Below are 14,766 nucleotides of genomic sequence, written 5' to 3'. Positions count from 1 at the left end.
GCCTTCCGACGTGCAGCTCAGACCGGGCGACAAGCGCCCCACCATCCGCGACGTGGCCAGCGTCGCGGGGGTTTCCCGAGGCACCGTCTCGCGGTTCCTCAACGGGGGCGAGCGGGTCAGCCCGGAGGCGATGGACGCGGTGGCCCGGGCGATCGCCGAGACCGGGTACACCGCCAACCACGCCGCCCGGACCCTCGCCCTGGGCCGCTCCAACACGGTCGCCTTCCTGCTCAGCGAGCCCCAGCACATCCTGTTCGAGGACCCGACGTTCGCCCGCCTGATGAGCGGCTGCACCCGGGCCCTGGCCGAGCACGGCATCCTGCTCACCCTGGTCACCGCGGGCACCCCGGCCGACCGGGAGCGGGCGGTCGGCTACGTCTCGGCCCGGCACGTCGACGGGGTGCTGCTGGTCTCCAGCCACGCCGTCGACCCGGTGGCCGAGGAGCTCCTGGCCACCGGGGTACCGACGGTGGTGTGCGGGCGGTTCCCCGGCCTGGAGTCGCGGATCAGCATGGTCGGCGCCGACGACCTCGACGGTGGCCGGCAGATGACCAGCCACCTGATCGCCCGCGGCGCCCGCACCATCGCGCACATCACCGGGCAGATGGACACGCCCGGTGGGTTCCAGCGGCTGGAGGGTTACAAGCAGGCCCTGGTGGCGGCCGGGCTGCCGGTCCGCCCGGAACTCATCGTGCACGGCGACTACTCGCGGCTCAGCGGTGAGGCCGGGATGCGGGCCCTGCTGGAGCGGGTGCCCGATCTGGACGGGGTGTTCGTGGCCTCCGACCTGATGGCCGCCGGGGCCTGTGCGGTGCTGCGCGAGGCGGGCCGGCGCATTCCGCAGGACGTACGGGTGGGCGGGTTCGACGACGCGGGCGTGGCCGAGCACCTCGACCCGGGCCTGACCACCATGCGCCAGCCGTTCGAGCGGATCAGCCGGGAGATGGTGCGTCTGCTGCTGGGCCGGATCGAGGGCGAGGGAGCCGCCTCGATGTTCCTGCCCTCTACGCTGATCCAGCGCTCCTCCACCTGACTTCACCTGAACTCCCTGAGAACCGAGACTGCTGAACCGATGAGCACCACCCCGGGCCGGGCCCGCTTCGCCGTGGCCGTCCTCTTCTTCACCAACGGCGGGCTCTTCGCCAACCTGCTGCCGCGCTACCCCGAGATCAAGGAGGGGCTGGACCTTTCCAACGCGGCGTTCGGCAGCGCGGTGGCCGCCTACCCGCTGGGCGCGCTGGTGGCCGGGCTGAGTGCGGGTGTGCTGATCCAGCGGTTCCGCTCGTCCCGAGTCGCTATCGCGGCCACCCTGCTGGCCGCCGTCGGTTTCGTCGGGGCCGGGCTGGCTCCGGCCTGGGCCGCCCTGGCCGCCGCGCTGTTCCTGGCCGGGGCGATGGACTCGATCACCGATGTTGCCCAGAACTCGCACGGCCTGCGGGTTCAGCGCCTCTACGGGCGGTCCATCCTCAACTCCTTCCACGCGGTCTGGAGCGCAGGCGCGGTGCTGGGCGGTGCGATGGGCGCGGGACTGGCCGCTCTCGGCGTGCCGGTGACCACTCACATGGTCATCTCCGCGGTGGTGTTCGGTGCTCTGTCGGCCTCCTCCTACCGCTGGCTCCTTCCCGGGCCGGAACCGCGGGAGCAGGCGGAGGCCGTCGAGCCGGGCAGCGTGGTCAGGGGTGCCTGGACCCTGGCCCGGGTCGGAGTGCTGCTGGCACTGGTGACGATCGCGGCCGGGGGAGCGGTGGCCGAGGACTCGGGAGCCTCGTGGGCGGCCATCTACCTGTCCGACTCGCTCGGCGCCACCACCTTCGTCGCCGGCCTGGGCTTCATCGCCCTCCAGGGCCTGCAGTTCGTCGGCCGGATGCTCGGCGACCCGCTGGTCGACCGCTTCAGCCAGCGCCAGGTGGCCCGCGCCGGTGGGCTGATCGTCACCCTGGGCATGGGCGCGGCCCTGCTGGTGCCCACGATCCCCGGCACCATCGCCGGTTTCGGCCTGGCCGGTCTGGGCATCGCCACGCTGATCCCGGCGGCCATGCACGGCGCCGACGAGATCCCCGGCCTGCCGCCAGGAGTCGGCCTGACCGTGGTGAGCTGGCTGCTGCGGGTGGGCTTCCTGGTCGCGCCTCCGGTGGTCGGCGCGGTCGCCGACGCCACCTCGCTCCGTGTGGGGCTGATCGTGGTGCCCATCGCCGGGCTGCTTGTGATCGCCTTTTCTGGAGTGCTTTCCAGCTCCACTCAGGAGCGGACCTCCGACTCCACCGCCCAGCAGAGCGCGTAGCCCACGCAGACCACCGCGTGCAGCACCCACTGCCACAGCAGCAGCCCGGTGATCACGCCGATGATCCCCAGCCCGCCGAACGGCCGCCCGAGATCGACCGGCAGGGCCAGGAACAGGGTGAAGCCCTGCAGGAAGCCGGAGAGGAAGGCGGCCGTGACGACGGCCGAGATCCAGGCCGCCCGCCAGCTCGGCCGGCCCGGTGCGATCACCCGGTACATCCAGGCCAGCGGCGCCCAGAGGATCACCCAGATCAGGTTCAGGCTGAGGTACGAGGCGGCCAGGGCGCCGGCCACGCCGTTCTGGTTCACCAGGTGCTCCACCGTCGGGCTGATCATCAGCAGGGCCACCAGCATCAGCGGCGCCAGGCCGACCAGCGGCAGGGTGAGCAACCGGGCCCGCAGCGAGGGCGGGGGAGCGGCCCGGTGCTTCTCCGGCACCAGCCGGACCAGCGCCTTGCTCAGCCCGCGGCCGTAGGCCGAGGCCATGAACACTGCGAACAGCACCGGCAGCAGCGACAGGGACAGGCCCGCCCCGAACAGCGCGTCCACCCAGCCGTCAGCGCCCTGCTCGTCCGGGATGGCGGCGGCCAGGCTGGCCCCGTAGTCGGCGATCCGCTCGCGGCCGAACATCAGCCCGGCCGCGGCGATCGCCACCAGGAAGGCGGGGATCGCGGCCAGGGTGCCGTACAGCGCGGCCCCGGCCGACAGTAGGGCCGTGTCCGTCTTCACCAGCCCGGCCCGGGTTCCCGACAGCACTCTGGTCACGGCTGACCGGGTCCGCGACCACCTGTTCTGCACCCGCACAGCATCACCTACCCGCTCAAGATCGGCAGCTCAGCCCCGTCGCGGGTCGGCGATCTCCCAGGTGATCGTGGGCGCCGGGCCGGTCCCCGGCCCGAGCGCGGCCTGCGCGCACAGCCGGCCCTGCTCACGCAGCGGGTTGGTGACCGACACGATGCCCGCCTCAAGAGCTTTTACGGACGCGTCCCAGCCAGTGACGACGGCGTCGTCACCGGCCGCTTCCCGGGCTCCCAGAGCCAGTTCGTCACTCATCGCGAGAATGACCGGAGACGAGCCGGAAAGCCGCTCGAGGACGTCCTCAATCGCGTTCCGGCCCTGAAGGCGGTGGTTCTGGGCGACCACGGCGACCAGGGTGTCGGACCAGCGCTCGCCGAGTGCGTCGCGATACCCGGCGAGCCGGTTGCGGGTGACCGGAAAAGGGATGTCCGACGGTAGTTCCCGGGCCGGGACCAAGGACGGCTCGCGGGTGCGGTCGAGCGGGAAACTGAGAACGACGGGAGTGCGCCCGTCTTCCAGTACGGCTCCGGCCAGGGCGGCCGCCGCCTGCCGGTCGTCGGGCGAGACGGCCGTGATGCCAGGGTGTTCCGGCCCACCCTGGATCGCCGCGGGACGGCCGCTGCCGGCCACCGCGGGCAGCACCGGGTCGTCGTCGCTCGTGGTCCACAGCACATACGCGTCGACCGCGGCGGCGAGAACCCGGTCCACGTCGCCGGCATCGCCGCGGGTGGGGATCAGCACCATGCCCAGCCCCTCCTCGACGCACACCTCGGCCACCCCGGCCAGGAACTGTGCGGCCTGCGGATCGTCGAAGGCGTAGGAGAGGTGCTCGCCGAGAACCACCCCGAGCTGGCCGGTGCGGCCCGAGCGCAGGGCCCGGGCGGTGCTGTCGGGGCGCCGGTAGCCGAGCCTCTCGGCAGCCTCGAGCACCCGGTGCCGGGTGGCCTCGGCCACCCGCGAGGGCTGGTTGAAGGTGTACGACACGGTCATCACGCCCACCCCGGCCGCGGCGGCCACGTCCTTGACGGTGGGGCGTCGGCTCCCGGTCCCGGGTCGCCCGGATTGGCCTGGCACGACCCCACCCTAGCTGTGTAACGTTACACAGATGAACTCGTCGCGACCGCACCCCAGCGCTCTCGCCGCGTACGCAGCCTTCGCCGGGATGGGCGTCTTCTGGGGCACCTGGGGCGCCGCCCTGCCCGCCCTGCGCACCCAGGCCGGGCTGACGGAGGGGCAGTTGGGCCGATCCCTGCTCTTCGTCGGCGTCGGTGCCCTCCCGGCCATGTTCCTCACCGGCCGGCTCACCGATCGTCTGGGCCTGCGCCTCACCGCCGTGCTGCTCGGCCTGCTGGGGGCCAGTGGTGTGGTGGTCGCGCTGGCGGCACAGGGGTTCGCCTGGGTCGTCGCCGGGATGCTGCTGGTGGGAGCCACCTCGGGGGCGACCGACGTGGCCATCAACACCCTGGCCGGCCAGGTCGAGCACCGCACGGCCCGCCCCCTGGTCACCCGCGCCCACGGAACCTTCTCGCTGGCGGTGGTCGGGTCCAGCCTCAGCGCCGGGGCCCTGCTCGGCGGCCCGGGCCTGACTGGCACGTTCACCGTCGCCCTGCTGGCCATCCTGCTGTTCAGCGCTCTGGTCTGGCGGGGCACCTCGTTCACCGGCGTCACCCCTGGGCCCGCACCGCGCCCTTCGTCTTCCCCGGGCCTGACCGCCCCCCTGCTCGCCCTCGGCCTGATCGGCGCCCTCGCCTACGCCACCGAGAACGCCCACCAGAGCTGGGGCGCCGTGTTCATCACCGAGTCGTTCGCTGCCTCACCCCAGCTTGCCGCCACCGCGCCGGCCACCTTCGCCGCCGCCGCAGCCCTGGCCCGCCTCATCCTGGCCCCGCTGTCCCGCAGCCATCCGGTGCAGCTCCTGATCGCCGGGGGAGCCGCAGCCACCGTGGGCACCGTCGTGCTCGCCACCGCCCCCAATGTGCCCGTGGCGCTGCTGGGCCTGGCCGTCGCCGCCCTGGGCACCGCAACCCTCTTCCCCACCCTGATCAGCTACGGCCTGCGCACCGTCGACCCCGCCCGCCGCGGGCGCGCCACCTCGGCCGTGGCCACCACCGCCTACCTGGGCTTCCTGCTCGGCCCCGGCTACGTGGGCCTGCTCGCCGACGCCTCCGGCCTGCGCACCGCCCTGCTCGGCATCGCCGCCCTGGCCCTGATCTTCACCGCGCTCGCCGCCCCCGCGAGCCGTTGGGCCGGTGCCCGGCCCGGTGCGGCGCCCTAGGCAAAGGGGTCACTGTCGTCTCGGGGATCCCGCTGCGGGGAGCGGTGCGCGCCCGGCTCCGAGGAGGCGCCCGAAGGGCCGCGGACCGGACGCGCACCTGCACCACGCCCGCGACGGAGGGAATGTCGGCGGGGTGGTGCCTTCCGACCGCGGCGCCGTTGGTGGGCGGCGCGCGCGGTGGGTCTGGAGCGTGCCCGCCGATCCCCTGCCTGTGTCAGGCGCCCCGTTGCGGGGATCGGCGGGTCACGTCACCCGTTCCTCCAGTTAGCCCGCTCCGGCGGCGGATTCCCATTGGTACGAAGCGGACATCGGCCTTGTCTTCTTGATCCGGGCGTCGTCGTGGATCAACGGTGAGTCATGAGTGCAGGTCGGTGGCCCGGTGAGGCCCGAGCGAAAAAAGTTTTCGCTGCGGGGGCAACCTTTCGGGCCCGGCGACGGACTTAGGGGGCGTCAGAAGCGCGGGGCGCCGGTGGTGCCCGATGGTCTCCCAGCCCGTTCAGGGCGGGCCGGGAAACCGCTCGGGCCTGTTCAGGGCAGGCCCGCCGAGCGACGCCGGTCGGGACCGTTCAGGGCGGACCCGGCCGGCTCACCGGCCCCGCGCGGCGAATCCTCCGTGAGGACTCCCGAGGTCACTTGACGGCCTCGGGCCCTCGCGGTCCTCTGCCCGGAAAGGTAACCGCATGAAAAGCCCCACGCGCGGTGGTCTGAAGCGTACGTTCACCGGCCGTCGCCGCCTCTGGAGCGGTCTGATCGCCGGTGTCGCGCTGGCCGCGGTGGCCGGTTCGGTCGCCACTGCCGCCAACTCGACGTCCTCGTCCTCGTCGGCCACGGTGAAGAGCGCGGCCGCGGCCGCGACGCCGAAGGCGCTGAGCACGACCTGGCCGACGCCCACCGGCACCACCAACCTGACCAAGACGCAGCCCGTCAGTGGCACTTTCGACGGTAAGGGCAAGCGGTTCCAGGGCTGGGGCGGCGACCAGGGCGAGAGCCAGGACCCGCTGTTCAAGGTGGCCGACGGCGGCACGGTGAAGAACGTCATCATCGGTGCCAAGGCCGGCGACGGCATCCACTGCGAGGGCACCTGCACGCTGTCCAACGTGTGGTGGGAGGACGTGGGCGAGGACGCCGCCACCCAGAAGGGCAAGAAGTCCGGTCAGGTCATGACCATCACCGGTGGTGGCGCGAAGAAGGCCAGCGACAAGGTCTTCCAGCACAACGGCACCGGCAAGCTGGTGATCAAGGACTTCGTGGTCCAGGACTTCGGCAAGCTGTACCGCTCCTGCGGCAACTGCTCGACCCAGTACCAGCGCTCGGTCGAGCTGGACAACATCCTGGTGGTGGAGCCCGGCAAGTCGCTGGTCGGGATCAACACCAACTACAAGGACACGGCCACGTTCAAGAACGTGCGCCTGTACGACAAGAACAAGAAGATCTCGATCTGCGACAAGTTCACCGGCAACAGCAGTGGCAAGGAGCCGAAGAAGACCGGCTCCGGGGCCGACGGTACGTACTGCAAGTACTCGTCCTCGGACATCACCTACAAGTAGGTCTTCCGGCGTCAAGGCCGGTCCCGCCCTCTATCCGGGGGCTGGACCGGCCTTTCGCGGTTCCGGGCCGGCGGCGCCGAGCAGCCGGTGCCCGAGTTCGCGGGCCCGGTCGGCCAGACCGGGCGGCTCCAGGACCTCGAAGGCGTGGCCGAGCAGCAGCACGTGCGCCAGCACGGTGTCGAGATGGGCTGCGCCGCTGGACACCTCGCAGCTGGATGCGTCCATCTCCACCACCGCGGCGGTGGAGGGCGGGATCTGATTGCGGACGACGGTGGCGGGGGAGTGCACTCGGAACCTCGCCTGTTGGGGGTAGACCCTTGTGGTCACTGCCTCCTGGACGTAGCGCGCGGCATCGGGTGCCGGGCGCGGGGTGAAACGCCAGGTGCGGGCGTGCACCTCGGACATGCGGTCGAGCCGGAAGGTGCGCCAGTCGTCGCGGTCGAGGTCGAAGGCGAACAGGTACCAGCGCCGGTCGGAGGCCACCAGGCGGTACGGCTCCACCCGCCGCTGCTGCGACACCGGCTCGGGAGCGCCGGTGCGGTAGCCGAATCCGGCCTCGACCTGGTCGCGGCAGGCCCGGGCCAGGGTCAGCAGCGCCTCCGGATCGAGCGGGGTCCGGCCGCCGCCGAACGACTCGACCGCCTCGGAAAGGGCGCGCACCTCCTGGCGCAGCCGGGCGGGCAGCACCTGGTCGAGCTTGCTCAGGGCGCGCAGGGTGGCGTCGGTCGCGTCCGGATTGGCCTGCGCGGTGGACGACGGCCCGCCTATCCAGCCGGCCCCGGCCAGCAGGGCCACCGCCGTGGCGATCGCCTCTTCGTCGTCGAGCAGGAGCGGCGGCAGTTCCTGACCGGGCCCCAGCCGGTAGCCGCCACCGGCCCCCGGGCCGGCCTGCACCGGATAGCCCAGGGCCCTCAGCCGGTCCACGTCGCGCCGCACCGTGCGCGACGTCACCGCCAGGCGCTCGGCCAACTCGGGGCCCGTCCACACCTGACGTTGCTGCAGCAGGCCGAGCAGCGTCAGCACCCGCTCGGTCGTCCGCAGATCCTGACCACCACCCTGGCCGACGTGGGCGCCCGAGGCGCTACCGACGTCCTCAATCGGTGCCCTACTGGACGCTGCGCCCGAGTGCGGCCGGTCGTTCGGCATCGATGCACCTAGCCCTTCTGGTCGGCCGACTTCACCCCCACTCTCGCATCCATTGCGGACCGACCCTGTCCGCATAGCCTGGCAGGCTGCCTCTCATGGACACACTGAACTGGAACGAAGTCCTGATCGAGCAGTGGGAACACCACTGGAACACCCAATTGCGAGACCGGCTGGAGGGTCTGACCGACGAGGAGTACCTCTGGGCCCCGGTCGCGGACGCCTGGAACGTCCGGGTCCGCAGTGATCTGACCACGCAGTTCGGGACCGGCGCGCACACCATCGACTTCGCCTTCCCGCAGCCCGAACCCGCCCCCTTCACCACGATCGCCTGGCGGCTGGGGCACGTGATCGTCGGGGTGCTGGCGATGCGCAATGCCGCTCATTTCGGTTTCGAGGCAGCCGATTACGAGACCTGGGAGTACGCCGGAGACGCCAGAACGGCTCTGACGCAACTGGAAACGCAGCTCGACCGCTGGCTGACCGGTCTGAAGGGGCTCAGTGAAGCCGATCTGGCGGTTCCGGTGGGCCCGAAGGAACCCGCCTATCCCGACCGGCCGATGGCCGACCTGGTGCTGCACATCAACCGGGAACTGATCCATCATCTGTCCGAGGTCTGCCTTCTGCGGGACCTCTACGTGCACACCCGACCCGAGAACGGAGCCTCGCGATGAGCCGCGGATTCCAGGTCACGATCGACGCCCACGACCCGGCCGGGCTCTCCCGGTTCTGGTCCGAGGTGCTCGGCTACGTCATCCCCGGCCCGCCCGGAGTCGCGCCGGCCGAGGGGGCCGACCCGCTCGAGGCCTGGCAGGAGTTCCTGGCCGGCATCGGGGTGCCGGCGGATCAGCGCAACACCCGCTCGGCCGTGGAAGACCCGCAGGGCCAGGGGCCGCGGGTGTTCTTCCAGCAGGTGCCCGAGAGCAAGACGGTCAAGAACCGGGTGCACCTGGACGTGCGGGTGGCGCCCGAACTGCGGGGGGAGGAACGGATGGCCGCGCTCGAGAAGGAGTGCGACCGGCTCAGCGGCCTGGGCGCGCGCCGGGTGCAGCGGGTGGAGCCGGAACCGCCGATGGGCTTCGGGCACATCGTGATGGCCGACCCGGAGGGCAACGAGTTCTGCCTCGACTGAGGTGTTCGAGAGGCGCAGAACGGGACAAGACCGCAGGATGGGCGCGGAGCGGGCACGACCGCTCCGGGTCCGTCCGAGCGAGCGCGGGAGCAACCTGGCGTGTCCATGACATCCTCCGACGTAACCACCCGGGTGCCCACCCGGCGCCTGTTCACCTCGGTCGGTCTGTGCGTGCTGCTGTCCCTGCCCGCCGTGGTCGTGCGGTTCTCGGGCCTGCACGTCGAGCCGGTGGTGGCGATGCTGGTGTTCGGGGCCGCGGTCTTCGCCGCCTCGTTCGTGCTGGCCTGGGCGGCCGAGGCGGCCCAGGTGGACATCTCCGGGGGCCTGGCGATCGCCATCCTGGCCCTGATCGCGGTGCTGCCCGAGTACGCGGTCGACCTGTACTACGCGTACACGGCGGGCAGTAATCCCGACTACGTGCAGTACGCGGCGGCGAACATGACCGGCTCGAACCGGTTGCTGCTCGGGCTGGGCTGGCCCGTGGTGGTGCTGGTCGGCCTGTGGGGTCTGGGCCGGGTGCACGACCGGCGCGGGCACGTGCTGCCGCTCGACGCGGGCAACCGTCTGGAGCTCGGATTCCTGCTGTTCGCGGGCATCTTCGCGTTCATCATGCCGCTCACCGCGCAGATCCACGTGTGGATGGGCGGGCTGCTGTTCATCTGGTTCGGCTACTACGCCTACCGGCTCAGCCGCGGCCCGGTCGAGGAGCCGAAGCTGCGCGGCACGTCGGCGGTGATCGGGGCACTGCCCACCACCACCCGGCGCTGGACGCTGGTGGCGCTGTTCGTGTTCGCGGCGGCGGTGGTGCTGATCGCCGCCGAGCCGTTCGCCCACAGCCTGGTGGAGGGCGGCGAGGACCTCGGGATCGACGAGTTCCTGCTGGTGCAGTGGGTGGCGCCGCTGGCCTCGGAGGCCCCGGAGTTCATCATCGCGATCATGTTCGCCGCGCGGGGCAACGCGACGGCGGCGATCGGCACGCTGATCTCGGCGAAGGTCAACCAGTGGACGCTCCTGGTGGGCTCCCTGCCGATGGCCTACTGGGCGGGTGGGGGCGAGCCGGCGCTGCCGCTCGACGACCGGCAGGTCGAGGAGATGCTGCTGACGGCCGCGCAGACCATGCTCGGCATCGCGCTGATCCTGGGGCTGCGGTTCCACCGCTGGTCCGCCTGGCTGCTCCTGGCCCTGTTCCTGGTGCAGTTCCCGGTCACCAGCACCGAGGGCCGGGTGATCCTGTGCGGCGTGTACGGCCTGGCCGCCCTGGTCGCCCTGGCGCTGAACTTCCGCCACCTGCTGCCCACGCTGCGGGCCCCGTTCACCAAGGACCTGATCCCCGAGTCGGAGTACGCCGGGCATCAGCCCTGATGGCCGGGAGCCAGCGTGTGGGCGTGCGGTCGTCGCCGGCCGGTGCCAGGGTCGCGGGTATGGCGAACAAGGAGAACCCCGAGCTGGTCGAGCAGCAGGGAGTGAACGAAGGAACCGGCGCCGAGCCCGCGGCCACCGACGCCCCGGCACCGGACGTGCTGCGCGGCGGCGACGTGAGCCAGGCCCCCGACCGGCGGCAGGCGCTGGCCGGCTACCCGGGCCAGAAGATCGATGAGCAGGCTGCCGGTGAGGCCCCGCCGCACCGTAAGGACGGGGTGTCGGGCCAGGACGCCGGGTTGATGGACTGATCAGGCCTCGCGCAACAGCTGGGCCAGGCTCTTGGCCGGGTGACCGGTGATGTCCTCGACGGCGGTGCTGACGGTGGCCAGCTCTCCGGCGGCGATGGCGGTGTAGGTGGAGATCCACGCCTCCACCAGCCACTCCGGGGCCCCGTAGCCCGCCCGAGAGGCCCGGGCCTGGGCCAGGGTCTCGTTCTCGAAGCGCACCGGCCGCCCGGTCACCTCGGTGATCGTGGCCGCGACCTCGCCCAGCGTAAGAGCCTCCGGCCCGGTGAGGTCCCAGCTGCGACCGGCATGCCCGGCTGGATCGCGCAGCACCGCGACGGCCACCTCGGCGATGTCGTCCTGGGCCACGGCCGCCACCCGCCCCTCGCCGGCCGGCCCCCGCATCACCCCGTCGTCGCCGGCCATCCCGGGGAGGAAGTCGGCGTACAGGTTGTCGCGCAGGAAGGTGAAGGCCACCCCGCTGGAGCGCAGATGCTGCTCGGTGTGCCAGTGGTCGCGGGCGTGCGTGAACGTGGCGTCGGGCGCGGCGCCGAAGAACGAGACGTAGACGATGTGCTCGACCCCGGAGGCGACGGCCGCGTCCACGAAGGCGCAGTGCTCGTCGACCCGAGTGGGCGACTCGGTGCCGGAGACCATGAACAGCGTCTTCAGGCCGGCCAGCGACTCGCGCACGGCGGGCGTGTCGGCGTAGGTGATCGGCCGCGCCTCGGAGAACTCGGGGGCGCGGGTGACATCGCGCACGAGCAGGCGCTGGGCCACGCCCGCCTCGGCCAGGCGGCGGGCGACGCAACCGCCCAGATTGCCGGTGGAGCCGGTGATACCAAGGGGCGCTGCGGTGACCGTCATGGGCCGCAGCCTGTCAGACGCCCTCCCGGCCGGCCTGCCGGCCATGCTGGTAGCCGGCAGACCGGAGGTGGCCGGAACCCGGTGCTGGTTCTGCTGAGCACCGGGTCCGTCCGCAACCGTAGAGGACTGTTTACTTCGTAGGGATCAGCCCTTGCGCGGGCTGCGGTTCTCCGAGGAGACCATCCAGGCCTGCTTCTCCAGGTCGTGGATGATGCTGTGCAGCAGGTCGGCCGTGGTCGGGTCCTCGTTGTCCACGTCGTCGTGCACGGCGCGCGCGGTGGCCGCGGTCTCGCGCAGCATCAGCGTGATCTTGTCCACCGCCTCGGCGGTGTCGACCTCGTCGGAGCCGAAGTCGCTCAGCGTGGTCTGGGCGCAGACCGCCTTGGGGCCGGCGTCGGGCACCACGTCGAGGGCGCGCATCCGCTCGGCGATCGTGTCGCTGTGCTCGCGGGCCAGGTCGACGATCTCGTCGAGCTGCAGGTGCAGGTCGCGGAAGTTCTTCCCCACGATGTTCCAGTGCGCCTGCTTGCCGTACAGGTGCAGGGCGACCAGGTCGACCAGCACGCGCTGGAGGTTGGCCCCCAGGATCGCGGAGGCGTGGAAACCGGTGTTCCCGGTGTTCTGGGACGCGAAGGTGGTCATGATCGGGCTCCTCTACGTTCGGCTGCTGAGGTCCACCCTGAACCCTTCTTTTGAATCTGTCAAAAGAAGTAGGTGAGGCTAACCTATCTCCATCACTGCAGGTCAGCGCCGGAACGACGGTTGTGCACCGGGTGGGTGGCTGTCACCTGCGTAACTTAGGTAGCACTAACTGTGAGTTGTCCCGCCGATGGGCCCAGCCTGCCGAGTGGCAGGGGCGGCGTTCCCGTGGTGCAGTGACCGACGGTGCAGAAAAGTGCCCCCTCGGTGACTCCCCGTTCGAGAAGAGAGCCTTCCTTGCCTGACGCCCCGGCACCTTCCACCCAACTGCAGGTCTGGCCCGGCAAGCCCTACCCGCTGGGCGCCTCCTACGACGGCTACGGCACCAACTTCGCCCTGTTCAGCGAGGTCGCCGAGCGGGTCGAGCTGTGCCTGTTCACCGAGGACGGCACCGAGACCCGGGTCGACCTGCCCGAGGTCGACGCCTTCGTCTGGCACGTCTTCGTGCCCGGGGTCGAGCCCGGCCAGCGCTACGGCTACCGGGTGCACGGCCCCTACGACCCGGCCGCCGGGCACCGCTGCAACCCGAACAAGCTACTGCTCGACCCCTACGCCAAGGCCATCGACGGCCAGTTCGACTGGGACCAGAGCCTGTTCAGCTACGACTTCGGCGACCCGGACAGCCGCAACGACGAGGACTCGGCCGCCGCGATGCCCCGTTCGGTGGTGATCAACCCGTTCTTCGACTGGGGCAACGACCGCCCGCCCCAGCACGAGTACGCGGACCTGGTGATCTACGAGACCCACGTGAAGGGCCTGACCCAGACCCACCCGGACATCCCCGAGGCGATGCGCGGCACCTACTCGGCGATGGCCCACCCGGCGATCATCGAACACCTCACCTCGCTCGGGGTCACCGCGGTCGAGCTGATGCCGGTGCACCACTTCGCCAACGACTCCACGCTGATCGACAAGGGCCTGTCGAACTACTGGGGCTACAACACCATCGGGTTCTTCGCGCCCGACCCCAAGTACAGCTCGATGCCCGCCCCCGGGTCGCAGGTGCAGGAGTTCAAGGCCATGGTGCGGGCCCTGCACGAGGCCAACATCGAGGTCATCCTCGACGTGGTCTACAACCACACCGCCGAGGGCAACCACCTGGGTCCCACGCTGTCGATGCGGGGGATCGACAACGCCGCGTACTACCGGCTGGTCGACGACGACCAGCAGTACTACATGGACTACACCGGTACCGGGAACTCGCTGAACGTGCGTCACCCGCACGCCCTTCAGCTGATCATGGACTCGCTGCGTTACTGGGTCACCGAGATGCACGTCGACGGCTTCCGTTTCGACCTGGCCTCCACCCTGGCCCGTGAGTTCTACGACGTGGATCGGCTTTCCAGCTTCTTCGAACTGGTGCAGCAGGATCCGACGGTCAGCCAGGTGAAACTGATTGCCGAGCCTTGGGACGTCGGTCCTGGCGGCTACCAGGTCGGTAACTTCCCGCCTCAGTGGACTGAGTGGAACGGCAAGTACCGCGACACCGTGCGGGACTTCTGGCGCGGCGAGCCGGCCACCCTGGGTGAGTTCGCGGCCCGGATCACCGGTTCGGCCGATCTCTACGAGCACTCGGCCCGGCGCCCGGTGGCCTCGGTCAACTTCGTCACCGCGCACGACGGCTTCACGCTGCGGGACCTGGTCTCGTACAACGAGAAGCACAACGAGGCCAACGGCGAGGACAACAACGACGGGGAGAGCCACAACCGGTCGTGGAACTGCGGGGTCGAGGGCCCGACCGAGGACGAGTCGGTGCTGGCTCTGCGGGCCCGGCAGCAGCGCAACTTCATCGCCACTCTGCTGCTCTCGCAGGGAGTTCCGATGATCTGCCACGGTGACGAGCTGGGCCGCACGCAGAACGGCAACAACAACGGGTTCTGCCAGGACAGCGAGCTCACCTGGATCGATTGGTCCACGCTGGACGAAGGGCTGCAGGAGTTCACCCGGCAGGCGGCCGCGCTGCGCGCGCAGCACCCGGTGTTCCGGCGCCGGCGCTTCTTCGACGGTCTGCCGGTGCGCCGGCGCGGCCGTGAGGGGGTTCCCGACATCAGCTGGTTCTCGCCCGGCGGTGAGGAGATGAGCGAGGAGGACTGGGGCAGCGGCTTCGGCAAGGCGGTGGCCATGTTCCTCAACGGCCGGGGCATCACCGGTACCGATGCCCGCGGTCAGCGGATCGTGGACGACTCGTTCGTGCTGATGTTCAATGCGCACCACGAGGACCTGCAGTTCGTGCTGCCGCCGGTGGAGTACGGCAAGCAGTGGCAGGTCGTGCTCGACTCGCAGCCCTCGGCGGAAGAGCCGACCACCGTTGACGCGGCCGGGAAGCTGCTCGTCGAGGCCCGTTCCCTGGTGGTCCTGGCCTGCGCCCACGCCTGAGTC

14 protein-coding genes are annotated in these 14,766 nt (G+C 70.9%); 9 read left to right on the top strand and 5 right to left on the bottom strand.

Annotation, left to right across the window (positions count from 1 at the left end):
- The first annotated feature begins 10 nt into the window (after window positions 1–10).
- Together LWF15_RS17095 and LWF15_RS17090 are read left to right on the top strand one after the other, a co-directional pair.
- A complete protein-coding gene (locus LWF15_RS17095; RefSeq protein WP_232811828.1) occupies window positions 11–1,033 on the top strand; it encodes a LacI family DNA-binding transcriptional regulator in 1,023 nt (340 codons plus the stop codon).
- A 39-nt stretch (window positions 1,034–1,072) separates the two neighbouring features.
- On the top strand, window positions 1,073–2,281 hold the full coding sequence (locus LWF15_RS17090) for an MFS transporter (protein ID WP_232811827.1): 1,209 nt from the start codon (window positions 1,073–1,075) through the stop codon (window positions 2,279–2,281).
- On the opposite strand, the gene LWF15_RS17085 is transcribed toward LWF15_RS17090, so the two are convergent.
- Together LWF15_RS17085 and LWF15_RS17080 are read right to left on the bottom strand one after the other, a co-directional pair.
- Window positions 2,239–3,045: a YihY/virulence factor BrkB family protein gene (locus tag LWF15_RS17085; RefSeq protein WP_232811826.1), complete on the bottom strand. Its 807-nt coding sequence runs from the start codon at window positions 3,043–3,045 to the stop codon at window positions 2,239–2,241. The two genes, LWF15_RS17090 and LWF15_RS17085, sit on opposite strands and share 43 nt — an antisense overlap.
- Before the next feature lie 69 nt (window positions 3,046–3,114).
- The gene (locus LWF15_RS17080) at window positions 3,115–4,152 is read right to left on the bottom strand and encodes a LacI family DNA-binding transcriptional regulator (protein WP_232811825.1); all 1,038 of its coding nucleotides are present in this window, start codon (window positions 4,150–4,152) and stop codon (window positions 3,115–3,117) included.
- 31 nt (window positions 4,153–4,183) lie between these two features.
- Between LWF15_RS17080 and LWF15_RS17075 the strand changes: the two genes are divergently transcribed.
- Window positions 4,184–5,353 (top strand): MFS transporter, encoded by a 1,170-nt coding sequence (locus LWF15_RS17075; protein WP_232811824.1) that lies wholly within the window; start codon window positions 4,184–4,186, stop codon window positions 5,351–5,353.
- A 680-nt stretch (window positions 5,354–6,033) separates the two neighbouring features.
- Entirely contained in the window at window positions 6,034–6,900 is an 867-nt protein-coding gene (locus LWF15_RS17070) for a pectate lyase (RefSeq protein WP_232811823.1), read from the top strand.
- A gap of 30 nt (window positions 6,901–6,930) precedes the next feature.
- Here the strand turns inward: LWF15_RS17070 and LWF15_RS17065 are convergent, their stop codons facing one another.
- Entirely contained in the window at window positions 6,931–8,046 is a 1,116-nt protein-coding gene (locus LWF15_RS17065) for a helix-turn-helix transcriptional regulator (RefSeq protein ID WP_232811822.1), read from the bottom strand.
- 95 nt (window positions 8,047–8,141) lie between these two features.
- Here LWF15_RS17065 and LWF15_RS17060 point away from each other — a divergent pair, with 95 nt between their 5' ends.
- The 4 genes from LWF15_RS17060 to LWF15_RS17045 all read left to right on the top strand — a co-directional run bounded on the left by LWF15_RS17060 (window position 8,142) and on the right by LWF15_RS17045 (window position 10,845).
- Window positions 8,142–8,717 (top strand): DinB family protein, encoded by a 576-nt coding sequence (locus LWF15_RS17060; RefSeq protein WP_232811821.1) that lies wholly within the window; start codon window positions 8,142–8,144, stop codon window positions 8,715–8,717.
- Window positions 8,714–9,175 (top strand): VOC family protein, encoded by a 462-nt coding sequence (locus LWF15_RS17055; protein WP_232811820.1) that lies wholly within the window; start codon window positions 8,714–8,716, stop codon window positions 9,173–9,175. The genes LWF15_RS17060 and LWF15_RS17055 overlap by 4 nt, the downstream gene beginning before the upstream one ends.
- 105 nt (window positions 9,176–9,280) lie before the next feature.
- Window positions 9,281–10,537 carry a hypothetical protein gene (locus LWF15_RS17050; protein ID WP_232811860.1) on the top strand — a complete coding sequence of 419 codons (1,257 nt, stop codon included), beginning with the start codon at window positions 9,281–9,283 and terminating at the stop codon, window positions 10,535–10,537.
- Between the two features lie 59 nt (window positions 10,538–10,596).
- Window positions 10,597–10,845, top strand: a complete 249-nt coding sequence (locus LWF15_RS17045; RefSeq protein WP_232811819.1) for a hypothetical protein — start codon at window positions 10,597–10,599, stop codon at window positions 10,843–10,845.
- On the opposite strand, the gene LWF15_RS17040 is transcribed toward LWF15_RS17045, so the two are convergent.
- Together LWF15_RS17040 and LWF15_RS17035 are read right to left on the bottom strand one after the other, a co-directional pair.
- Window positions 10,846–11,688, bottom strand: a complete 843-nt coding sequence (locus tag LWF15_RS17040; protein ID WP_232811818.1) for an SDR family oxidoreductase — start codon at window positions 11,686–11,688, stop codon at window positions 10,846–10,848.
- A 144-nt stretch (window positions 11,689–11,832) separates the two neighbouring features.
- Window positions 11,833–12,330: a Dps family protein gene (locus LWF15_RS17035; protein ID WP_232811817.1), complete on the bottom strand. Its 498-nt coding sequence runs from the start codon at window positions 12,328–12,330 to the stop codon at window positions 11,833–11,835.
- Between the two features lie 294 nt (window positions 12,331–12,624).
- Here LWF15_RS17035 and glgX point away from each other — a divergent pair, with 294 nt between their 5' ends.
- Window positions 12,625–14,763: a glycogen debranching protein GlgX gene (gene glgX / locus LWF15_RS17030; RefSeq protein WP_232811816.1), complete on the top strand. Its 2,139-nt coding sequence runs from the start codon at window positions 12,625–12,627 to the stop codon at window positions 14,761–14,763.
- Window positions 14,764–14,766: the final 3 nt, after the last annotated feature.

It is taken from the genome of Kineosporia rhizophila (assembly GCF_021277265.1).
Classification (GTDB): domain Bacteria; phylum Actinomycetota; class Actinomycetes; order Actinomycetales; family Kineosporiaceae; genus Kineosporia; species Kineosporia rhizophila.
The sequence above is the reverse complement of the archived record's forward strand: the minus strand, read 5'-3'. Positions and strand labels throughout refer to the sequence as shown.